This is a genomic window from Ruegeria sp. HKCCD6157 (genome assembly GCF_013110685.1).
GTDB lineage: Bacteria > Pseudomonadota > Alphaproteobacteria > Rhodobacterales > Rhodobacteraceae > Ruegeria.
Window position 1 is genome coordinate 862969 of the sequence record NZ_WVRB01000001.1, and the last position, 21745, is coordinate 884713.

Annotated in this window: 25 protein-coding genes; all 25 read left to right on the forward strand. The window is 59.8% G+C overall.

Translation table 11 applies throughout. The features are described from left to right. Positions 1 to 30: 30 nt before the first annotated feature. Positions 31 to 1635: a carboxyl transferase domain-containing protein gene (locus GS612_RS03970; RefSeq protein ID WP_171639151.1), complete on the forward strand. Its 1605-nt coding sequence runs from the start codon at positions 31 to 33 to the stop codon at positions 1633 to 1635. A gap of 1 nt (position 1636) precedes the next feature. After that, the gene (locus GS612_RS03975) at positions 1637 to 2062 is read left to right on the forward strand and encodes an ASCH domain-containing protein (protein WP_171615922.1); all 426 of its coding nucleotides are present in this window, start codon (positions 1637 to 1639) and stop codon (positions 2060 to 2062) included. Positions 2063 to 2067: 5 nt separating this feature from the next. Further along, positions 2068 to 4002, forward strand: a complete 1935-nt coding sequence (locus GS612_RS03980; RefSeq protein ID WP_171639152.1) for an acetyl/propionyl/methylcrotonyl-CoA carboxylase subunit alpha — start codon at positions 2068 to 2070, stop codon at positions 4000 to 4002. A gap of 78 nt (positions 4003 to 4080) precedes the next feature. Further along, positions 4081 to 4932, forward strand: a complete 852-nt coding sequence (locus GS612_RS03985) for a hydroxymethylglutaryl-CoA lyase (RefSeq protein WP_171227951.1) — start codon at positions 4081 to 4083, stop codon at positions 4930 to 4932. A gap of 1 nt (position 4933) precedes the next feature. Beyond that, a complete protein-coding gene (locus GS612_RS03990) occupies positions 4934 to 5716 on the forward strand; it encodes a crotonase/enoyl-CoA hydratase family protein (RefSeq protein ID WP_171639153.1) in 783 nt (260 codons plus the stop codon). A gap of 194 nt (positions 5717 to 5910) precedes the next feature. Further along, positions 5911 to 6276: an NADH-quinone oxidoreductase subunit A gene (locus tag GS612_RS03995; protein ID WP_068335558.1), complete on the forward strand. Its 366-nt coding sequence runs from the start codon at positions 5911 to 5913 to the stop codon at positions 6274 to 6276. Next, positions 6267 to 6800 carry an NADH-quinone oxidoreductase subunit B family protein gene (locus GS612_RS04000; RefSeq protein ID WP_010442777.1) on the forward strand — a complete coding sequence of 178 codons (534 nt, stop codon included), beginning with the start codon at positions 6267 to 6269 and terminating at the stop codon, positions 6798 to 6800. The genes GS612_RS03995 and GS612_RS04000 overlap by 10 nt, the downstream gene beginning before the upstream one ends. A gap of 11 nt (positions 6801 to 6811) precedes the next feature. Beyond that, entirely contained in the window at positions 6812 to 7417 is a 606-nt protein-coding gene (locus tag GS612_RS04005; protein WP_170343779.1) for an NADH-quinone oxidoreductase subunit C, read from the forward strand. After that, a complete protein-coding gene (locus GS612_RS04010; RefSeq protein WP_010442775.1) occupies positions 7417 to 7590 on the forward strand; it encodes a hypothetical protein in 174 nt (57 codons plus the stop codon). Before GS612_RS04005 ends, GS612_RS04010 begins: the two co-directional genes overlap by 1 nt. Position 7591: 1 nt before the next feature. Beyond that, positions 7592 to 7714, forward strand: a complete 123-nt coding sequence (locus GS612_RS20625) for a hypothetical protein (protein WP_256367742.1) — start codon at positions 7592 to 7594, stop codon at positions 7712 to 7714. Continuing rightward, complete coding sequence (locus GS612_RS04015; protein ID WP_171115034.1) at positions 7714 to 8937, forward strand: NADH-quinone oxidoreductase subunit D; 1224 nt, start codon at positions 7714 to 7716, stop codon at positions 8935 to 8937. The genes GS612_RS20625 and GS612_RS04015 overlap by 1 nt, the downstream gene beginning before the upstream one ends. Beyond that, on the forward strand, positions 8937 to 10076 hold the full coding sequence (locus tag GS612_RS04020) for an NADH-quinone oxidoreductase subunit E (protein WP_171639154.1): 1140 nt from the start codon (positions 8937 to 8939) through the stop codon (positions 10074 to 10076). The genes GS612_RS04015 and GS612_RS04020 overlap by 1 nt, the downstream gene beginning before the upstream one ends. Positions 10077 to 10106: 30 nt before the next feature. After that, complete coding sequence (locus GS612_RS04025) at positions 10107 to 10328, forward strand: DUF5337 domain-containing protein (RefSeq protein ID WP_171115038.1); 222 nt, start codon at positions 10107 to 10109, stop codon at positions 10326 to 10328. 12 nt (positions 10329 to 10340) lie between these two features. Next, positions 10341 to 11639 carry an NADH-quinone oxidoreductase subunit NuoF gene (gene nuoF / locus GS612_RS04030; protein ID WP_171639155.1) on the forward strand — a complete coding sequence of 433 codons (1299 nt, stop codon included), beginning with the start codon at positions 10341 to 10343 and terminating at the stop codon, positions 11637 to 11639. Between the two features lie 5 nt (positions 11640 to 11644). After that, positions 11645 to 12061 (forward strand): MAPEG family protein, encoded by a 417-nt coding sequence (locus GS612_RS04035; protein WP_171205464.1) that lies wholly within the window; start codon positions 11645 to 11647, stop codon positions 12059 to 12061. A 37-nt stretch (positions 12062 to 12098) separates the two neighbouring features. After that, entirely contained in the window at positions 12099 to 12449 is a 351-nt protein-coding gene (locus GS612_RS04040; RefSeq protein ID WP_152458585.1) for a hypothetical protein, read from the forward strand. Positions 12450 to 12547: 98 nt separating this feature from the next. Next, entirely contained in the window at positions 12548 to 12952 is a 405-nt protein-coding gene (locus GS612_RS04045; RefSeq protein WP_171639156.1) for a DUF5333 domain-containing protein, read from the forward strand. 5 nt (positions 12953 to 12957) lie between these two features. Further along, positions 12958 to 14979 (forward strand): NADH-quinone oxidoreductase subunit NuoG, encoded by a 2022-nt coding sequence (gene nuoG / locus GS612_RS04050; RefSeq protein ID WP_171639157.1) that lies wholly within the window; start codon positions 12958 to 12960, stop codon positions 14977 to 14979. 204 nt (positions 14980 to 15183) lie between these two features. Then, entirely contained in the window at positions 15184 to 16221 is a 1038-nt protein-coding gene (nuoH, locus tag GS612_RS04055; RefSeq protein ID WP_152458581.1) for an NADH-quinone oxidoreductase subunit NuoH, read from the forward strand. Position 16222: 1 nt separating this feature from the next. Beyond that, positions 16223 to 16717: an NADH-quinone oxidoreductase subunit NuoI gene (gene nuoI / locus GS612_RS04060; RefSeq protein ID WP_152458580.1), complete on the forward strand. Its 495-nt coding sequence runs from the start codon at positions 16223 to 16225 to the stop codon at positions 16715 to 16717. Continuing rightward, positions 16714 to 17124, forward strand: a complete 411-nt coding sequence (locus tag GS612_RS04065; protein ID WP_152458579.1) for a carboxymuconolactone decarboxylase family protein — start codon at positions 16714 to 16716, stop codon at positions 17122 to 17124. The genes nuoI and GS612_RS04065 overlap by 4 nt, the downstream gene beginning before the upstream one ends. Beyond that, entirely contained in the window at positions 17121 to 17723 is a 603-nt protein-coding gene (locus GS612_RS04070) for an NADH-quinone oxidoreductase subunit J (RefSeq protein WP_171115048.1), read from the forward strand. Before GS612_RS04065 ends, GS612_RS04070 begins: the two co-directional genes overlap by 4 nt. Positions 17724 to 17727: 4 nt before the next feature. After that, positions 17728 to 18033 (forward strand): NADH-quinone oxidoreductase subunit NuoK, encoded by a 306-nt coding sequence (gene nuoK, locus GS612_RS04075; RefSeq protein ID WP_005984024.1) that lies wholly within the window; start codon positions 17728 to 17730, stop codon positions 18031 to 18033. 6 nt (positions 18034 to 18039) lie between these two features. Then, positions 18040 to 20190 (forward strand): NADH-quinone oxidoreductase subunit L, encoded by a 2151-nt coding sequence (nuoL, locus tag GS612_RS04080; protein WP_171639158.1) that lies wholly within the window; start codon positions 18040 to 18042, stop codon positions 20188 to 20190. Then, positions 20190 to 21734: an NADH-quinone oxidoreductase subunit M gene (locus GS612_RS04085; protein WP_171167325.1), complete on the forward strand. Its 1545-nt coding sequence runs from the start codon at positions 20190 to 20192 to the stop codon at positions 21732 to 21734. Before nuoL ends, GS612_RS04085 begins: the two co-directional genes overlap by 1 nt. Positions 21735 to 21745 lie beyond the last annotated feature (11 nt).

The following is a 21745-nucleotide window of genomic DNA, read 5'->3' on the forward strand; positions in this document are numbered from 1 at the left end:
TTATCGAACGGATAACGGGATAGCACTGATATGAAACTCACATCCAAAGCCATGCCCGCTTCCGAGGGCTTCAAGACAAACCGCGCAGCCCATCTCGACGCGCTGGCGCAAATCTCTGCCGCCGCCGAGGCCGCGCGCATGGGCGGGGGTGAGAAATCGCGCGACCGCCATGTGTCGCGGGGCAAGATGTTGCCGCGCCGGCGGGTGGCGAACCTGCTGGACCCAGGGTCTCCGTTCCTCGAAATCGGCGCGACGGCGGCTCATGGGATGTATGGCGGTGCCGCGCCCTGTGCCGGGGTGATTGCGGGCATTGGCCTTGTTCAGGGGCAGCAGGTTATGGTCGTCTGCAACGACGCCACCGTGAAGGGCGGCACCTATTACCCGATGACGGTCAAAAAACACCTGCGGGCGCAGGAGATTGCCGAGGAAAACCATCTGCCCTGCATCTATCTGGTCGACAGCGGTGGCGCGAACCTGCCCAATCAGGATGAGGTCTTTCCCGACCGCGATCACTTTGGCCGCATCTTCTACAACCAGGCGCGGATGAGCGCGAAGGGGATCGCTCAGATCGCTGTGGTGATGGGGTCATGCACGGCCGGTGGCGCCTATGTGCCGGCCATGTCGGATGTGACGATCATCGTCAAAGAACAGGGCACGATCTTTCTGGCCGGTCCGCCGCTGGTCAAGGCAGCAACGGGCGAGGTCGTCAGCGCCGAAGATCTGGGCGGCGGCGATGTGCACACGCGCCTGTCCGGCGTCGCCGACTATCTGGCCGAGGATGATGCCCACGCGCTGGCCTTGGCCCGTCGGGCGGTTGGGTCGCTGAACCGCCACAAGCCGCAGACGGTGGACTGGGCCAGCCCCGAAGACCCGGCCTATGACCCCGAGGAAATCCTGGGCGTTGTCCCTGCTGATCTGCGCACGCCCTATGACATCCGTGAAGTGATTGCGCGTCTGGTCGATGGCTCTCGGTTCGACGAATTCAAACCGCGCTTCGGCGAAACGCTGGTCACGGGGTTTGCCCATGTCAAAGGCTGCCCGGTGGGGATCATCGCCAACAACGGCGTGCTGTTTTCCGAGGCGGCGCAGAAGGGTGCCCATTTCGTCGAGCTGTGTTCGCAACGCAAAATCCCACTTGTGTTCCTGCAAAACATCACCGGGTTCATGGTCGGCAGGAAATACGAAAACGAGGGGATCGCGCGGCACGGGGCCAAGATGGTGACAGCGGTGGCGACCACCTCGGTACCCAAGATCACCATGCTGGTCGGCGGCTCGTTTGGTGCTGGAAACTACGGCATGGCCGGTCGTGCCTATCAGCCGCGCTTTCTATGGACCTGGCCGAATTCGCGCATTTCGGTGATGGGCGGGGAACAGGCTGCGGGCGTTCTGGCCACCGTCAAACGCGACGGGATAGAACGGCAGGGTGGCACGTGGTCCGCCGAAGAAGAGGCCGAGTTCAAACGCCCGACGCTGGATATGTTCGAGGAACAGTCGCATCCGCTCTATGCCTCGGCGCGGCTGTGGGATGACGGCATCATTGACCCGCGCAAAAGCCGCGATGTGCTGGCCCTGTCGCTCAGCGCCGCGCTGAATGCCCCGATCGAGGAGACACGTTTCGGCGTGTTCCGGATGTGAGATGAGCGAGAGTTTGAAAGACATAATCGCCCGCTATCCCGGTGCACAAACCTTCAAATTCGGCGACAACCCCGTGCTGAGTTCAGAGCTTCTGGCCTTGGTCCGTTCTGGCCGTAAAACAGCGACCTGCGACGCGCTCAGAAACTATCCTGATGACAGCCTTGAGATGCCAAAGTCCGGTCGCCGCGATATTGCGCTGAACTGGGATGACACTCCGGCGTTGGTCATTGAAACCGTTGATGTTTCGATCCAGCGTTACTGCGATGTGACCGAGGAATTCGCCTTGGCGGAAGGTGAAAATGAAACGCTTGAAGGATGGCGGGAAGATCATCGTCGATATTTCCAACGAAACGGCGGCTTTGATCCCGAGATGAAACTCGTGTGCGAACGGTTCCGTCTCGTCGAAGATCTGGCATTGGAAGGGTGAAGACCATGTTCAACAAAATTCTGATTGCCAACCGGGGTGAGATCGCCTGCCGCGTCATGGAAACGGCCCAGTCCATGGGCGTGTCCTGCGTTGCTGTCTATTCCGATGCGGATGCGGCCGCAAAACATGTTCAGATGGCGGATGAGGCGGTTCATATTGGCGGCCCCGCCCCGGCGGACAGCTATTTGAAGGGTGATGTGATCATTCAGGCCGCGCTGAACACCGGCGCACAGGCGATCCATCCGGGGTATGGCTTTCTGTCCGAGAACCCCGATTTCGTGGATGCCGTACAGGCGGCGGGGCTGACGTTCATCGGCCCCTCGGCTGATGCGATCCGCAAGATGGGCCTCAAGGACGCGGCCAAGGTTCTGATGGAGAAGGCCGGCGTTCCGGTCGTGCCAGGTTATCACGGCGACAATCAGGACCCCGAGCATCTGGCAGGCGCAGCGGATGCCATCGGCTATCCGGTTCTGATCAAAGCCGTTGCGGGCGGCGGCGGCAAAGGGATGCGCCTTGTCGAACGCCCCGAGGATTTCGCGACCGCTCTCGACAGCGCGCGGGGTGAGGCCCGGACCGCCTTTGGCAATGATGCCGTGCTGGTCGAAAAATTCGTGGCAAAACCCCGCCATATCGAAGTGCAGGTGTTCGGCGATGGTACCCATGCCGTTCATCTGTTTGAAAGGGACTGCTCGTTGCAGCGCCGGCATCAGAAGGTGATCGAAGAAGCCCCCGCCCCGGGCATGACGTCCGAGATGCGCGAGGCTATGGGTCAGGCCGGCGTGCGCGCCGCCGAGGCGATCGGCTATAAAGGCGCGGGCACGGTCGAATTCATCGTCGATGCCTCGGACGGGCTGCGCCCCGACAGATTCTGGTTCATGGAGATGAACACGCGCCTTCAGGTGGAGCACCCGGTGACAGAGGCCATCACGGGGATCGATCTGGTCGAGTGGCAGCTTCGCGTGGCCGCAGGCGAGAGTCTTCCCAAGAAACAGGATGATCTTGCGATCTCTGGCCATGCCTTCGAGGCTCGTTTGTATGCCGAGGATGTGCCGAAAGGGTTCCTGCCCGCGACGGGAACGCTGACTCATCTGGTTTTCCCCGGCAACTGTCGCGCCGATAGCGGCGTTCGCGCCGGGGACACGATCAGCCCGTGGTATGACCCGATGATCGCCAAGGTGGTGGTGCATGGATCGACGCGTGCCGTTGCGCTTGAGACGTTGAACCGGGTGCTGCAACAGACCGAAGTTGCAGGTACTGTTACCAATCTGGCCTTTCTGGGCGCGTTGACGCGTCACGAAGGATTTGCCTCGGGCGATGTCGATACGGGGCTGATCGGGCGAGACCTTGAAACGTTGGTGCAGGAACCCGAGCCGTCGGATGTTACCGCGGTCGCGGCTGCGATGACGGCATTGGATCTGGTGGATGTCGATCCGGAAACCGGGTTTTCGCTGTGGGCGCCGCTGCATCGTGCCGTGCAATTGTCCCGTCGCGACGACGTGCTGGATCTGGATGTGCAGGTCGATGGGCCGGATCGCCAGATTTGGCAGGTTGGCGAAAACCGCGTCGTTGCCGAACGCACCGCCGGGCGCTGGATGTTGAACGGCACGCCGATGCCTCGCGTTGCCGCACATAACGGGACCCTGACGGTTTTCACCGATTACGGTCAGAGCTTCGACGTCATCGATCCGCTGGACCGGGATACCAGCGCGACCGGCGACACCAATGTGATCGAGGCGCCTATGCCCGGTCTGGTCAAAGCCGTCTTTGCCACAGCGGGACAAACCGTACAGAAAGGCGATCGTCTGGCCATTTTGGAAGCGATGAAAATGGAGCATTCGCTGCTTGCGGCGCGGGACGGGATCGTTGCCGAAGTGCTGGTCGAGGATGGTTCGCAGGTCGAAGCCGGGGCTGCTCTGGTGAGGTTGGAGGACGAAGCTTGATCTGTACCCGCGCAACACGGCGTGCCAAGGTCAGACGATAATTGCTTGAAACGACGACAATCCAGAAGGGGGGCGGACATGGGTGAGCTGGTCGAAATCTATGAGGTCGGGCCACGCGACGGGCTGCAAAACGAAAAGCGCGAAATACCGGTCGCGGCCAAGATCGCCTTGATCGACTGTCTCAGCCGTGCGGGGTTTCGCCGGATCGAAGTTGCAAGCTTCGTGTCCCCGAAATGGGTGCCGCAGATGGCGGGTTCCGCTCAGGTGCTGGGGGGGATCACGCGTGCGAATGGGGTGCGCTATGCCGCGCTGACGCCGAACATGCATGGCTATGGCGACGCGCTGGCGGCCAAGGCGGACGAGATCGCCGTGTTCGCCTCGGCCTCCGAAGGATTCTCGAAGGCTAATATCAATGCCTCCATCGCCGAGTCGATCGAGCGGTTCACGCCGATTCTGGAGGCGGCGCGCCATATCGACCTGCCGGTTCGTGGCTATGTCTCATGCGTGACGGATTGCCCGTATGACGGTCCGACGCCGCCCGAAAAAGTGGCTGAGGTTGCTGATCGGCTTTTCGCGCTGGGCTGTTACGAGGTTTCGCTGGGCGACACGATCGGGCAGGGAACTCCGGACAAGGTTGCACATATGCTTTTGGCTGTTCGCGAGAGGGTTCCGGTGACGCGGCTGGCGGGGCATTTCCATGACACCAACGGGCGCGCGATCGACAACATTGATGCGGCATTGGCGCTGGGCGTGCGGGTGTTCGATGCAGCCGTGGGCGGGTTGGGCGGTTGCCCCTACGCCCCGGGTGCGGCCGGTAACGTGGCCACCGAGGACGTTGCGGCGCATTTGCAGCGGCTGGGATACGAAACTGGCCTGGATATCGACGTCATTGAAGAGGCCGCGCAGATGGCCAGGGCTTTGAGGGGCTGACATGTTTGAAACGATCACGATCTCGACGGATATGCGCGGTGTCGCGACGCTCACCCTGAACCGGCCGGAAAAACACAATGCCATGTCGGGGCAGATGATCATGGAATTGACCGAGGCCGCATCGCAACTTGGTCAGGATGACGCGGTCCGAGCGGTCGTTCTGGCCGCGGCGGGCAAGACGTTTTGTGCCGGCGGTGATCTGGGGTGGATGCAGGACCAGATGGCGGCTGACAAAAAGACGCGTTTTGTCGAGGCGCGCAAGCTGGCCGAGATGTTGCAGGCTCTGAACACGATGCCAAAGCCTCTGATCGGGGCGTTGCAGGGCAATGCCTTTGGGGGCGGGGTGGGCATGGCGGCCGTGTGCGATGTCGCGATCGGGGTCGGCAGTCTGAAGATGGGGCTGACCGAAACGCGCCTGGGGCTGATCCCCGCAACAATTGGCCCCTATGTCATCGCCCGCATGGGCGAAGCCCGCGCGCGCCGGGTGTTCATGTCTGCCCGTTTGTTTGATGCGTCCGAGGCCGTTGGTCTGGGCCTGCTGGCGAAAACCGTTTCGGCAGATCGGCTGTCGGACGCGGTCGAGGACGAAATTCGCCCTTATTTGTCTTGCGCGCCGGGGGCGGTTGCCTCTGCCAAGGCGCTGGTGCGCGCTTTGGGTCCGTGCATCGACGATGCCGTGATCGATCAGACCATAGGCGAGTTGGTCGAACGCTGGGAAACACAAGAGGCACGCGAAGGGATCGCGGCGTTTTTTGAAAAACGAAAACCTGCATGGAATAAGTAGGTTTTACCGGGTTCCACCACATCAATGCCAAACGCCGGTGCTGCGATTCTATGCCGCGCTGTCAAGCGCAGGTTTGATCGCGAAGGGGGCTGTGTTCGGTTGACCCTCTGACCCCGCAGGGATAGAGAATGTCCAGTCAACACGCCAATTGACGGCGCACCCGACAAGACATGTGCGCAGGAAAGGAGCTATTCGTGGAAGACCTGCTGCGGGAGTACCTCCCGATTCTGGTGTTTCTGGCCGTTGCCGTGGGCCTTGGGATCGTTTTGATTCTGGCCGCCGTCGTACTGGCCGTCCGCAATCCCGACCCCGAAAAGGTCAGCGCATATGAATGTGGTTTCAATGCCTTCGACGATGCGCGGATGAAATTCGACGTCCGATTCTATCTGGTTTCGATTCTGTTCATCATCTTCGATCTTGAAATTGCCTTCCTGTTTCCCTGGGCCGTGGGCTTCAGAGACATCAGCGATGTCGGGTTCTGGTCCATGATGGTGTTCTTGGGCGTTCTGACCATCGGCTTTGCCTATGAATGGAAGAAAGGGGCGCTGGAATGGGAGTGATGACAGGTGCCAATACTGCCGGTGTCGACAAGGAAGTCGCCACCCAGGCCCTGAACGCCGAGTTGCAGGACAAGGGTTTCCTGCTGACCTCGACCGAAGACATCATCAACTGGGCCCGGACCGGCTCGTTGCACTGGATGACCTTTGGCCTGGCCTGCTGCGCGGTTGAGATGATGCATACCTCGATGCCGCGTTATGATGCGGAACGGTTCGGCATCGCGCCTCGGGCGTCCCCGCGTCAGTCGGACGTGATGATCGTGGCCGGAACGCTGACCAACAAGATGGCGCCCGCGCTGCGCAAGGTCTATGACCAGATGCCCGAGCCGCGCTATGTGATCTCGATGGGCTCCTGCGCGAATGGCGGTGGGTATTACCACTATTCCTATTCCGTCGTGCGTGGCTGTGACCGGGTTGTTCCGGTGGACATCTACGTGCCCGGCTGCCCTCCGACTGCTGAGGCACTGCTTTACGGTCTGATGCAGTTGCAACGCAAAATCCGCCGTACCGGCACAATTGTCCGCTGAGGAGAGATCTGATGAGCGAAGAACTCAAGGAACTCGGCACGCAGTTGGAGCTGAAACGGACTGATTGCGTCCTGTCATGGGACGTGACCCACGGCGAACTGAACGTGGACGTGGCTCCGTCGAATCTTGTGGAATTCGTCGAATTCCTGAAATCTGATCGCAGCTGCCAGTTTTCGACGCTGGTGGATATCACCGGCGTGGATTACCCCGAACGCGCCAAACGGTTCGATGTGGTGTATCACTTCCTGTCGATGTACCAGAATCAGCGTATCCGGCTGCGGGTCTCGATCCGCGAAGAAGACATGGTGCCGTCCATCGTTGACGTGCACCCCTCGGCCAACTGGTTCGAACGTGAGGTGTTCGACATGTTCGGCATCCTGTTCTCGGGCCACCCGGATCTGCGCCGCATCCTGACGGATTATGGATTCCGCGGCTACCCGCTGCGCAAGGATTTCCCGACTACAGGTTATACCGAGGTCCGCTATGACGAGGCGCAGAAACGCGTGGTCTACGAACCCGTCAGCCTGGTGCAGGAATACCGTCAGTTCGATTTCATGTCCCCGTGGGAGGGTGCGAACTACATTCTGCCGGGGGATGAGAAACAGGGGACAGAATAATGGGTGGCATCTGGTGGTTGATCCTGTCTGCACTGACCATCATTCCGATGGTAAAGATTTTACCGTTCTTCGGGATCAACAAATACTGGTGTCTGCTGTGTCTGGTTCCCTTTGGCACGATCGCCCTGCTGTGGTGGGTCGGGCTGAAACTGCAAGAGTTGGAGCGCCGCTGAGATGATGGGTGAGTTGATCATTCTGGGCGCATTGGGGGTTCTTCTGGCCGGGGCCGCAGCCAAAGCGGCCGAGGCGGAAAAGGTTCGGGTTCGGGCCGATGCGAAAAAGAAACGAGGGCGTTGATGGACGGCTCAAGATACGATGACGGCAGCACGGACGCGCTGAGCGGAGAACAGAAGATCCGCAATTTCAACATCAACTTCGGCCCGCAACACCCTGCGGCGCACGGGGTTCTGCGCCTTGTGCTCGAGCTCGACGGTGAGATCGTCGAACGGTGCGATCCGCATATCGGCCTGCTGCACCGCGGCACCGAAAAGCTGATGGAAAGCCGGACCTATCTGCAAAACCTGCCCTATTTCGATCGTCTGGATTACGTGGCGCCGATGAACCAGGAACATGCCTGGTGTCTGGCCATCGAAAAGCTGACCGGGGTCGAGGTGCCGCGTCGGGGGTCGCTGATCCGGGTTCTGTATTCCGAGATCGGGCGCATCCTGAACCACCTGCTGAACGTGACCACGCAGGCTATGGATGTGGGCGCGCTGACCCCGCCGCTCTGGGGTTTTGAAGAGCGTGAAAAGCTGATGGTGTTCTACGAGCGTGCCTGCGGGGCTCGCCTGCACGCGGCCTATTTCCGCCCCGGCGGTGTGCATCAGGACCTGCCGCCAGAACTGCTGGACGATATCGAGGCTTGGAGCCACGAATTCCCCGCCGTTTTGGACGACATCGACGGTCTGCTGACCGAAAACCGCATCTTCAAACAGCGCAACGCCGATATTGGTGTCGTGACTGAAGATGACATTCAGAAATACGGTTTCTCGGGCGTGATGGTGCGCGGGTCGGGCCTTGCATGGGACTTGCGCCGCGCTCAGCCCTATGAATGCTATGACGAGTTTGAATTCCAGATCCCCGTCGGCAAAAACGGCGACTGTTATGACCGCTATTTGGTGCGCATGGAAGAGATGCGCCAGTCGCTGTCGATCATCCAGCAGGCCATCGTCAAAATCCGCGAATGCCCCGGTGACGTGCTTGCGCGTGGCAAGATCACCCCGCCGAAACGCTCGGACATGAAGACTTCGATGGAAAGCCTGATCCACCACTTCAAGCTGTATACCGAAGGCTTCCACGTCCCTGCAGGCGAGGTCTATGCCGCGGTCGAAGCCCCCAAGGGCGAGTTCGGCGTCTATCTGGTCGCCGACGGCACCAACAAGCCCTACCGCGCCAAGCTGCGCGCTCCCGGTTTCCTGCACCTGCAAGCCATGGACCACGTCGCCAAAGGCCACCAGCTGGCCGACGTCGCCGCCATCATCGGCACCATGGATGTCGTATTTGGAGAGATTGACCGCTAATGCTCCGCCGTCTTCATCCCGAACAACCCGAAAGCTTTGCCTTCACCGCTGCCAACCAGCAATGGGCCGAAGCGCAGATCACCAAATACCCCGAAGGCCGCCAGGCCAGCGCGGTCATTCCGCTGCTGTGGCGCGCGCAAGAACAGGAGGGCTGGCTGAGCCGCCCGGCGATTGAATCCATCGCCGACATGCTGGGCATGGCCTATATCCGCGTGCTCGAGGTGGCGTCCTTCTACTTCATGTTCCAGCTGCAACCAGTTGGATCTGTGGCGCATATTCAGGTCTGCGGCACGACGTCCTGCATGATCTGCGGGGCCGAAGATCTGATCGCGGTCTGCAAGGAAAAGATCGCCGCGAAGCCGCATGAACTTTCTGCCGATGGCAAGCTGAGCTGGGAAGAGGTCGAATGTCTCGGTTCCTGCACCAACGCGCCAATGGCGCAGATCGGCAAGGATTACTACGAGGATCTGACCGCCGAGAGTTTCGGCAAAATCCTCGACGATCTGGTGGCGGGCAAGGTGCCGACGCCCGGTCCTCAGAACGGGCGTTACGCGGCCGAGCCGTTGAAAGGGCTTTCCAGCCTGTCCGAATATGAAGCCGGCAAGCCGAAATACAACGCAAGTGTTGAACTGGCGACTGAGCTTGGGGACACGGTCAAGCGTATCGACGGAACCGAAGTTCCGATCCTGACACCGTGGCTTGGCAAGGATGGCAAGCAGGCGGGCGCGTCGGCTGCTGCGAAACCTCCGAAGGCGCCCGAGGCCCCCAAACCGGCTGTGAAACAAGCGGCAGAGGCGAAAGCCAAACCTGTTGCCAAGGACGTCGAAGCCAAACCCGCGGACGTCAAAGAAGATCAGCCTGAGACTCTGACCGCCGCACGCGACGGTAAGGCAGATGACTTGAAGCTGTTGAAAGGCGTCGGCCCCAAGCTGGAAGAAACGCTGAACGAGCTGGGTTTCTATCACTACGACCAGATCGCGGCCTGGACGCCCGAACATGTGGCCTGGGTCGATGCGCGATTGAAATTCAAAGGCCGGATCGAACGCGATGGCTGGATCGAGCAGGCGGCCAAGCTTGCTGCCGGTGAGGAAACCGAATTCGCCAAACGTGCCAAATCCGAGGGCACATACGAAGACTAGACGGATGCCCGTTCCGGGCTTCGGGGGAAGATGGACAAGGACAAGGAACAGGCCATAGCCCGCAAGGGCCGACATATCGGGGTGGTCATCGCCGTGACCATGCTGATCTGGCTTGCGATGAACCTGTTCATTGGCCCCGCGCTGGGTTTGACAACCCGGCATGCGCTGCTGTTTGATTTCGCCGCTCTGGCGGGTTTCATCTATGCGGGCGTCAACATTTTTCAACTCTGGCGCATGCGTCAGGACAGCTGAAGGTAACACGCGATGCTGAAGGATCAGGACCGGATCTTTACCAACATCTACGGGATGCATGAACGCACGCTGAAAGGTGCGCAGGCCCGCGGGCATTGGGACGGCACTGCTGGCCTGATTGAAAAAGGGCGCGACTGGATCATCCAGACGATGAAGGATTCCGGGCTGCGCGGACGCGGCGGTGCGGGTTTCCCGACCGGTCTCAAATGGTCGTTCATGCCCAAGGAAAGCGACGGGCGCCCGTCCTATCTGGTTGTCAACGCGGACGAATCCGAACCCGGCACCTGCAAAGACCGCGAGATCATGCGCCATGATCCGCATACGCTGATCGAGGGCTGCCTGATCGCGTCTTTCGCCATGAACGCTCACACCTGCTACATCTACCTGCGTGGTGAGTACATCCGCGAACGCGAGGCGTTGCAGGCCGCGATTGACGAGGCCTATGACGCGGGTCTGCTGGGCAAGAACGCCGCCGGCTCGGGCTGGGATTTCGACCTGTTTCTGCACCACGGGGCCGGCGCCTATATCTGCGGCGAGGAAACCGCGCTGATTGAAAGCCTCGAAGGTAAAAAGGGCATGCCGCGGATGAAGCCGCCGTTCCCCGCGGGTGCGGGTTTGTATGGCTGCCCGACGACGGTGAACAACGTCGAATCCATCGCCGTCGTGCCTACGATCCTGCGCCGTGGCGCGGATTGGTTCGCAGGTTTCGGCCGCCAGAACAACGCGGGCACCAAGCTGTTTGCGATCTCGGGTCACGTCAACAACCCCTGCGTCGTGGAAGAGGCGATGTCGATTTCCTTCGAGGAGCTGATCGAGACCCATTGCGGCGGCATTCGCGGTGGTTGGGACAATCTGCTGGCCGTGATCCCCGGTGGATCCTCGGTTCCGTGTGTGCGCGGTGAGAACATGCGCGACGCGATCATGGATTTCGATTATTTGCGCAACGATCTGGGCTCGGGGCTTGGAACGGCGGCGGTGATCGTGATGGACAAGTCCACCGACATCATCAAGGCGATCTGGCGCCTGTCGAAATTCTACAAACACGAAAGCTGCGGCCAGTGCACGCCCTGCCGCGAAGGCACCGGCTGGATGATGCGGGTCATGGACCGCCTGGTTCGCGGCGAGGCCGAGCTGGAAGAGATCGACATGCTGTTTGATGTGACCAAACAGGTGGAAGGTCACACGATCTGCGCCCTCGGCGATGCGGCCGCCTGGCCGATCCAGGGCCTGATCCGGAATTTCCGTGAAGAAATCGAAGACCGCATCAAGGCTCGGAAATCGGGCCGTATGGGTGCGATGGCGGCGGAGTGATCGGGATGGACATGTTTGCGGAATACAGCCACGCGATTTCATCGGTTGTGCTTTTCACGCTGGTGGTTCTTTTTCTGGCCCCGTTTTCAGCGCTGGCCAAACAGGGCAAGGGCCTCGCGCCGGGGGCAACCCCTGAGCAGGACTATTCCGACCAGGCCTATCGACTGAACCGGGCCTATCTGAACGGAACGGAAACGCTTCCGGCGTTTGTGGCCGTAGTGACTGCGGCGGTATTGCTGGGCGCCAGCCCGTTCTGGGTCAATCTGCTGGCGTCTGTCGCATTGCTCGCGCGGTTGGTGATGCTGGTGGTGCACATCAAAGGCATAGGCAAGCCGAACAGTGGTCTTCGGTCCGTGCTGTATGTGTTGGGCTGGGCCTGCATGTTTGTGATTGGGCTTATGGCATTGGTGGCGGCGTTCTGATGGCGTCCCGGCGGATGAGAACACGAAGAGGGATAGCATGAAGGCCCCAAAAACCCTTGTAGTCCTGCTGGCACTGGCAAGCGTGTCCGCCTGCGGCATCATCAAGCCGTCGGAAGATCGTATTCTGTTCGATGGAAAGGCGTTCAAGGCAAAGGCGAAGGCGGTCGACAAGAAAGCATCGCCAACGGACTTTACCGTTGTGGTGAAGGGTGCGTCCGCGTCGCTGGACGGTGCACGTGAGGCCGGCCGCCATGAAGGAACCAAGTTTTGCGTGCAGAATTTCGGGTCTTCGCGGATCGATTGGAAGGTGGGGCCGGATACTGAACCGCAGAACCTGCGCATCAGTGATGATCAATTGACCTTTGCGGGAAAATGCCAACGGCCATGACGCGCGGTTTTGCATATCACGACACGGATTGCCGGCCGCTATTGCCTAGCAAGACCGGACCGGTTCGTTTTGGTGCGTCCAAAACGAAGGGAAGATCCATGTTTTTTGCCAAAACACTCACCTTGGCTGCCTTGATCACATTGCCTGCCGTCGCAAATGCGAAGCCGCCCTTGAGGGATGTCAAAGAGATCGACAACGAACTCTATTACATCGCCATCGCAAATGAAATTTCGGAATATTGCCCCTCGATCAGCGGGCGTCGATTGAAAGCGATCAGTGTGATGTGGGGGCTGCGCTCCAAGGCGAACAAACTGGGGTATTCGGACACCGAAATCCGCTCTTACGTCGAATCGGATGCTGAAAAAGACCGGATGCGCGCCAAGGGCGAGGCGTATCTGGCTTCGAATGGCGTGACCTATGACAACCCCAACACATTCTGCACTCTGGGGCAGAAGGAAATCCAAAGAAACAGCGCCATTGGCGTTTATTTGAGGGCGAATTGAAAGCCATGTCTGACCTCCGCAAGATCAATATCGACGGACAGGAAATCGAAGTCGATGGCGCGATGACCCTGATCCAGGCTTGTGAACAAGCCGGGGTCGAAGTGCCGCGCTTTTGTTATCACGAGCGTCTGTCGATTGCTGGCAATTGCCGGATGTGCCTGGTCGAGGTCGTCGGTGGGCCGCCGAAACCTGCGGCCTCCTGCGCGATGCAGGTGCGTGACCTGCGTCCGGGGCCTGAAGGGCAGCCCCCGGTGGTCAAGACGAACTCGCCCATGGTCAAAAAGGCCCGTGAAGGCGTGATGGAGTTCCTGCTGATCAACCATCCGCTGGATTGCCCGATCTGCGATCAGGGTGGCGAATGCGACCTTCAGGATCAGGCGATGGCCTATGGCATGTCCGGATCCCGTTTCAAGGAAGCAAAGCGGGCGGTCGATGATCTGGATCTTGGCCCGTTGGTTGGCACCGCAATGACCCGCTGCATCAGCTGCACGCGCTGCGTGCGCTTCACCACCGAAGTTGCCGGGATAACTCAGATGGGTCAGACCGGGCGCGGTGAGGATGCCGAGATCACCTCGTATCTGAACCAGACGCTGGATTCGAATTTGCAGGGCAACATCATCGATCTGTGCCCTGTCGGGGCGCTGACCTCCAAGCCCTACGCCTTTACTGCGCGTCCGTGGGAATTGACCAAAACCGAAAGCATCGATGTGATGGATGCGTTGGGATCGAACATACGCGTCGATACCAAAGGTCGTGAAGTCATGCGTTTCCTGCCGCGCAATCATGACGGCGTGAACGAGGAATGGATCAGCGACAAGACACGTTTCGTCTGGGATGGCCTGCGCCGTCAGCGTTTGGACAAGCCCTATGTCCGTGAAAATGGCAAGCTGCGCCCGGCCTCATGGTCCGAGGCGCTGACCAAGGCAGCAGAGGCGCTGAAGGGCGCCGAGAAACCTGCCGGTATCGTGGGCGATCTGGCTCCGGTCGAGGCGGCGTTTGCGCTGAAACAGATGATCGAAGGGCAGGGTGGTGTTGTCGAATGCCGTACCGATGGCGCAAAGCTTCCGGCGGGCAATCGTGGCGCTTACGCTGGTACCGCCGCGATTGAAGACATCGACACCACGGAACGCATCCTGCTGATCGGTACCAACCCACGTGACGAAGCGCCTGTCCTGAACGCGCGTATCCGCAAGGCGTGGGCGCATGGGGCCGAAGTCGCTTTGGTCGGTCCTGCGGTCGATCTGACATATGAGTATCACCACGTTGGCGATGATCGAACAGCGCTGCAAAAAGTTGTCGACATGGGCGGAGATGATGAGATCAAGAGCAAACGTTCGTTGGTCATCATCGGGCAGGGCGCTTTGCAGGAAGCGGACGGCGCCGCCGTGCTGGCTGCTGCGCAAGCCATCGCGGCCAATACGGAAAGTGGTCTGATCGTTTTGCACACTGCGGCGTCGCGCGTCGGTGCGATGGATGTGGGTGCCACGAACGAAGGCGGAATGGACGCGATCAGCGCCGCCGATGTAATCTACAACCTTGGCGCGGACGAGGTCGAGATCGGCGAAGGCGCCTTCGTGATCTATCAGGGCAGCCATGGTGACCGGGGCGCACACCGCGCCGATGTGATCCTGCCAGGCGCGGCCTATACCGAGGAAAACGGCGTGTTCGTAAACACCGAAGGTCGCCCTCAACTGGCGATGCGGGCCGGTTTTGCGCCGGGTGAGGCGAAGGAGAACTGGGCCATCCTGCGCGCCTTGTCGGCCGAACTGGGCGCAACACTGCCCTACGACTCTCTGGCGCAGTTGCGCACGGCCTTGATCGAGGCGGTTCCGCATCTGGCCCGCATCGACGAAGTGATCGAGAACGAAGTGAAAGCTCTCGACACCGGTACTCTGGGCAACGCAACTTTCCGCTATGCGATCAAGGACTTCTACCTGACCAACCCGATTGCACGGGCTTCACAGCTGATGGCCGAGCTGTCGGCACAGGCGCAGGCCCGCAAATCCGAGAAGATCGCGGCGGAATGAACCAGACCTGTTTCATATCGCAGGCAAAAGCGGCTGCCGGGTGGCAGTTCGCCGCGCCAGATTTGCGTGTGAAACCGAATATTAAGGGTGGCGCAATGGCGGCAGATGCTGTTTACACCAACGCGCCGACCCAGCCGCAGTTTGCGCAGGCTTATGGCCTTTGCATCGCGCGCGGAAAACGGAATACCCACGGTGTGAGGACCAATGGCTGAATTCTTTAACACCCCAGGCGGAATAGCCATCATCATTCTGGCGCAAGTGCTTGCCGTTGTTGCCTTTGTGATGATTTCACTGTTGTTCCTTGTTTACGGGGACCGCAAGATCTGGGCTGCTGTCCAGATGCGCCGCGGCCCCAACGTGGTTGGCGTTTATGGCCTGCTGCAATCGGTGGCGGATGCCCTGAAATATGTGGTGAAAGAAGTAGTGATCCCTGCGGGCGCCGACCGAACGGTCTTTATCCTCGCACCGCTGACATCCTTCGTTCTGGCGATGATCGCCTGGGCTGTGATCCCGTTCAACGATGGCTGGGTTCTGTCGGATATCAACGTGGCCATCCTCTATGTATTCGCGGTGTCCTCGCTCGAGGTTTATGGCGTGATCATGGGCGGTTGGGCGTCGAACTCAAAGTACCCATTCCTGGGCTCGCTGCGCTCGGCCGCGCAGATGATTTCCTACGAGGTTTCGATCGGCCTGATCATCATCGGGGTGATCATCTCGACCGGCTCGATGAATTTTGGCGACATCGTGCGCGCTCAGGATGGCTCGTTCGGGTTCTTCAGCTGGTACTGGCTACCGCATTTCCCGATGGTGTTCCTGTTCTTCATCTCGGCCCTGGCCGAAACCAACCGCCCGCCCTTCGACCTTCCCGAGGCGGAATCGGAACTGGTCGCCGGTTATCAGGTCGAATATTCGGCCACGCCTTTCCTGCTGTTCATGGCAGGCGAATACATCGCGATCTTCCTGATGTGCGCGCTGACCTCTCTGCTGTTCTTCGGCGGCTGGCTGTCGCCGATCCCGGGCCTGCCCGATGGCGTGCTGTGGATGGTCGCCAAGATGGCGTTCTTCTTCTTCATCTTCGCGATGGTCAAGGCGATCACGCCCCGCTACCGCTATGACCAGCTGATGCGGCTGGGTTGGAAAGTGTTCCTGCCATTCTCGCTGGCTTGGGTGGTTTTCGTGGCCTTCGCGGCGAAATTCGACTGGTTCTGGGGCGCATTTGCCCGTTGGAGCGTAGGAGGCTGATATGACTCAAATTGACTATACCCGCGCTGCCAAATACTTCCTTCTGCAAGACTTCTGGGTCGGCATGAAACTGGGGCTTAAGTATTTCTTCGCGCCCAAGGCCACGGTGAACTATCCGCACGAAAAGGGGCCTCTGTCCCCACGTTTCCGCGGCGAACACGCTCTGCGCCGCTATCCGAATGGTGAAGAACGCTGCATCGCCTGCAAACTCTGCGAGGCGATCTGCCCGGCGCAAGCCATCACCATCGACGCCGAACCGCGCGAAGACGGCAGCCGCCGCACCACGCGGTACGACATCGACATGACCAAATGCATCTATTGCGGATTCTGTCAGGAGGCCTGCCCGGTCGATGCCATCGTCGAAGGCCCGAATTTCGAATTCGCGACGGAAACCCGCGAAGAGCTGTTCTATGACAAGCAAAAACTGCTGGACAACGGCGAACGCTGGGAAGCCGAGATCGCCCGCAATCTGGAATTGGACGCGCCTTACCGATGACTGACAGCCCGACAAATCCGTTCGAGCTGATGATGAAGCAGGCTCAGGACATGGCCAAGGCGATGAACCCGGCGATGGAAAGCTTCTCGCCCAAGGGGTTCGAGGCGCTGTGGCCGACCATGCCGAAAGAGGTCATGGAGATGATGTTCGGCAACACCGTCAACAAAGACGGGCTGGATGCCAAGACTCGCCTGTTGCTGACGCTGGCCGGGCTGACCTGTCAGGGCGCTCAGGCGGACTCGGCCGTACGCCAGACTGTGCGCCATGCACTGGAGGCAGGCGCAAAGAAACAAGAGATCGTGGAAACGATCGGTCAGATGTCGGTCTTTGCCGGCATCCCGGCCATGACCCGCGCGCTGGATCTGGCGCAAGAGGTCATGGGCGACAACGAGGATGAGGATCAATGACCGTCTTTGCCTTCTATCTGTTTGCCATCAGCGCCATCACCGGCGGGCTGTTCACGGTGATCAGCCGCCAGCCGGTGCACTCGGTGCTGTGGCTGATCCTGGCGTTTCTATCCTCGGCGGGGCTGTTCGTGCTGCTGGGGGCCGAGTTCGTGGCGATGCTGCTGATCATCGTTTACGTGGGCGCGGTCGCGGTTCTGTTCCTGTTCGTCGTTATGATGCTGGACGTGGACTTTGCCGAGTTGAAGGCCGAGATGGCACGCTATATGCCGCTTGCCTTGCTGATCGGTCTGGTCATCCTGATGCAGTTCGTCATGGCCTTCGGGGCCTGGGACAGCGCGCAGGGCGCAGCGGCCAATCTGGCGCAGCCGGTCCCGGCGGACCGTCACAACACCGAGGCGCTTGGCGTCATTCTTTACGATCAATACTTCCTTCTGTTCCAGCTGGCGGGCCTGATCCTGCTGGTGGCCATGATCGGTGCCATCGTGCTGACGCTGCGCCACCGTCAGGACATCAAGCGTCAGGACATCGTCGGCCAGATGATGCGCGACCCGGCCAAGGCGATGGAATTGAAGGACGTGAAACCGGGGCAGGGACTTTGAGACCATGATCGGACTTGAACACTATCTTACGGTCGCGGCGACGCTGTTCGTCATCGGCATCTTCGGTCTCTTCCTGAACCGCAAGAACGTCATCATCCTGCTGATGAGCATCGAACTGATGCTGCTGGCGGTGAATATCAACCTCGTGGCGTTTTCCAGTTTCCTCGGCGATCTGGTCGGGCAGGTCTTCACGCTGTTCGTTCTGACGGTGGCGGCGGCCGAGGCGGCGATCGGGTTGGCCATTCTGGTCTGCTTCTTCCGCAACCGCGGCACCATCGCGGTTGAAGACGTCAATATGATGAAGGGGTAAGGGATCATGGAAACCACAATCCTCTTTGCCCCGCTGGTGGGTGCGCTGATCTGCGGCTTTGGCTGGAAGTTCATAGGTGAGAAAGCGGCCATGTGGACGGCCACGGGCCTGCTGTTTCTGGCCTGTCTGCTGTCATGGCTCGTGTTCTTCTCGTTCGATGGGCACACACAACAGATCGAGATCATGCGCTGGATCGAAAGCGGATCGCTCTCGACCTCGTGGGCCATTCGTCTGGACCGGCTGACCGCCATCATGCTGATCGTGGTCACCACGGTTTCGGCGCTCGTGCATCTCTACAGCTTTGGCTACATGGATCACGACCCGCAATGGCGCGAAGGCGAAAGCTATAAACCGCGTTTCTTCGCCTATCTGTCCTTCTTTACCTTCGCCATGCTGATGCTGGTGACGGCGGACAACCTTGTGCAGATGTTCTTTGGCTGGGAAGGCGTGGGTGTCGCATCCTACCTGCTGATCGGTTTCTACTATCGCAAGCCTTCGGCAAATGCGGCGGCGATGAAAGCGTTCATCGTCAACCGTGTGGGCGACTTCGGCTTTGCTCTGGGCATCTTCGCGCTGTTCTTCCTGACCGACAGCATCAACTTTTCGGACATTTTCGCATCGGCACCTGTGCTTGCAGAAGAAAAGCTGCATTTCCTGTGGGGCGAATGGACCGCGGTCGAGGTGATCTGTGTTCTGCTGTTCATCGGTGCGATGGGTAAATCTGCGCAGCTGATCCTGCACACCTGGTTGCCGGACGCGATGGAAGGCCCGACGCCGGTGTCGGCCCTGATCCACGCGGCCACCATGGTGACAGCGGGCGTGTTCCTGGTTTGCCGCATGTCGCCGCTGATGGAATTCGCGCCGGGCGCGACCGGGTTCATCACCTTCCTTGGGGCCTCGACAGCGTTCTTCGCGGCGACCGTGGGTCTGGTGCAAACCGATATCAAGCGCGTCATTGCGTATTCGACCTGTTCCCAGCTGGGATACATGTTCGTGGCCGCGGGCGTCGGCATGTACTCGGCGGCGATGTTCCACCTGCTGACGCACGCTTTCTTCAAGGCGCTGTTGTTCCTTGGTGCGGGGTCCGTGATCCACGCCATGCATCACGAGCAGGAGATGACGGAATACGGTGGTCTGCGCAAAAAGATCCCTTACACCTTCTGGGCGATGATGATCGGAACGCTGGCTATCACGGGTGTCGGCATTCCGCTTACCACAATAGGTTTTGCCGGGTTCCTGTCTAAAGATGCAATCATCGAAAGCGCCTATGCGGGCGGAACCGGCTATGCCTTCTGGATGCTGGTGATCGCGGCGATGTTCACCTCGTTCTATAGCTGGCGTCTGATTTTCCTGACCTTCTATGGCAAACCGCGCGGCGACAAGCACAAGCATGACCACGCACATGAAAGCCCGATGACCATGCTGGTGCCGCTGGGCGTTCTGTCGCTGGGTGCGGTGTTTGCCGGGATGATCTGGTATGGCAATTTCTTTGGCCATGCGGACAAGGTCGGCAAGTTCTACGGTATTCCGGTTGCCGAAGCGTCAGAACATGCCGATGCCGGTGATCATGCGGCGGCGGATGCTTCGCACGGTGAAGACAGCCATGCGGATGAAAGCCACGCAGCTGACGGCCATGCCGATGAAGGTCATGGTGAGAAGGATGCCAAGGGTGGCGATCATCACTATGTCTTTGCGGGCCAGCCCGGCGAGGGCGCGCTTTACATGGCGCCGGACAACCATGTTCTGGACGATGCGCACGCGGCTCCGAAATGGGTCAAGGTTTCACCCTTCGTCGCCATGTTGCTTGGCTTTGTCGTGGCCTACTGGTTCTACATCGTGAACACGTCGCTGCCGGCACGACTGGCTGCAAATCAGCGTCCGCTTTACCTGTTCCTTCTGAACAAGTGGTATTTCGACGAAATCTACGATGCGGTCTTCGTAAAATCCACTGTGGCGCTTGGCCGCTTCCTGTGGAAACGCGGTGACGGCAATACAATCGATGGCTTCCTGAACGGAGTAGCAATGGGCGTTGTTCCCTTCTTCACCCGCCTCGCCGGCAAGGCGCAGACCGGGTACATCTTTACCTATGCCTTCTGGATGGTGCTGGGCATCGCGGCCCTTGTGACCTGGATGTCGATCGGCGGAGGGGCCCAGTAATGGACTATATCCTTTCGATCGTCACGTTTATCCCCGCCATCGCCGCAGGCATTCTGGCCTTGTTCCTGCAGGGTGACGATGCGGCGGCACAGCGGAACGCCAAGTGGATTGCTCTGCTGGCCACCACGGTAACCTTCCTGGTCTCGATCGGCATCTATACCGGCTTTGACCCGTCGAACCCCGGCTTCCAGATGGTGGAAGAGGGTGAGTGGCTGATGGGCCTCAAATACAAGATGGGTGTTGATGGCATCAGTGTCCTGTTCGTTCTGCTGACGACCTTCATCATGCCGCTGACCATTCTGGCCAGCTGGAATGTCACGGACCGCGTCAAGGAATACATGGTTGCCTTCCTGCTGCTGGAAACGCTGATGCTGGGCGTCTTCATGGCGCTTGATCTTGTACTGTTCTACCTGTTCTTCGAGGCAGGTCTTATTCCGATGTTCCTGATCATCGGGATATGGGGCGGCAAGGATCGGATCTACGCCAGCTTCAAGTTCTTCCTCTACACCTTCCTCGGCTCGGTTTTGATGCTGGTCGCCATGGTTGCGATGTATGCGGATGCGGGCACCACGGACATTGCCGCGCTGATGACGCACCAGTTCTCGTCCGAGGGCTTCAGCGTGCTGGGCATTTATGTTGTCGGTGGCATGCAGACCCTGATGTTCCTGGCCTTCTTTGCTTCGTTCGCGGTGAAAATGCCGATGTGGCCGGTGCATACTTGGTTGCCGGACGCCCACGTTCAGGCGCCCACGGCGGGATCGGTCGTACTGGCGGCGATCCTGCTGAAGATGGGCGGCTATGGCTTCCTGCGGTTCAGCCTGCCGATGTTCCCGGTGGGTTCGGCCGTGATGACCGATCTGGTGCTGTGGATGTCTGCCATCGCGGTTGTCTATACCTCGTTGGTGGCGCTGGTGCAGGAGGATATGAAGAAGCTGATCGCCTATTCCTCGGTCGCGCATATGGGCTTTGTGACCATGGGTATTTTCGCGGCAAACCAGCAAGGCATCGATGGCGCGATCTTCCAAATGCTCAGCCACGGGTTCATCTCGGCCGCGCTGTTCCTCTGCGTCGGCGTGATCTATGACCGGATGCACACCCGCGATATCGAGGCTTATGGCGGTTTGGTGATCCGGATGCCCGCATACGCGCTGGTCTTCATGCTGTTTACCATGGCCAATGTCGGCCTGCCGGGCACATCGGGCTTCATCGGCGAATTCCTGACCCTGATGGGCGCGTTCCAGGTCAACACCTGGGTAACGGCGGTGGCTGCGACCGGTGTGATCTTCTCGGCGGCTTATGCGCTGTGGCTCTACCGCCGGGTCGTGTTTGGCGATCTGATCAAGGAAAGCCTCAAGGCGATGACCGACATGAGCTCGCGCGAGCGGTTGATCTTCGCCCCGCTGATCGTGATGACCATCCTGCTGGGTGTCTACCCGTCGCTGGTGACCGATGTAATCGGGCAATCCACAGCGGCTCTGATTTCGAACTATGACACGGCTCTGGCCGCGGCTGAGGCTGCGACCCAGACAGCCGCTTCGCATTAAGGGAGCTTTGG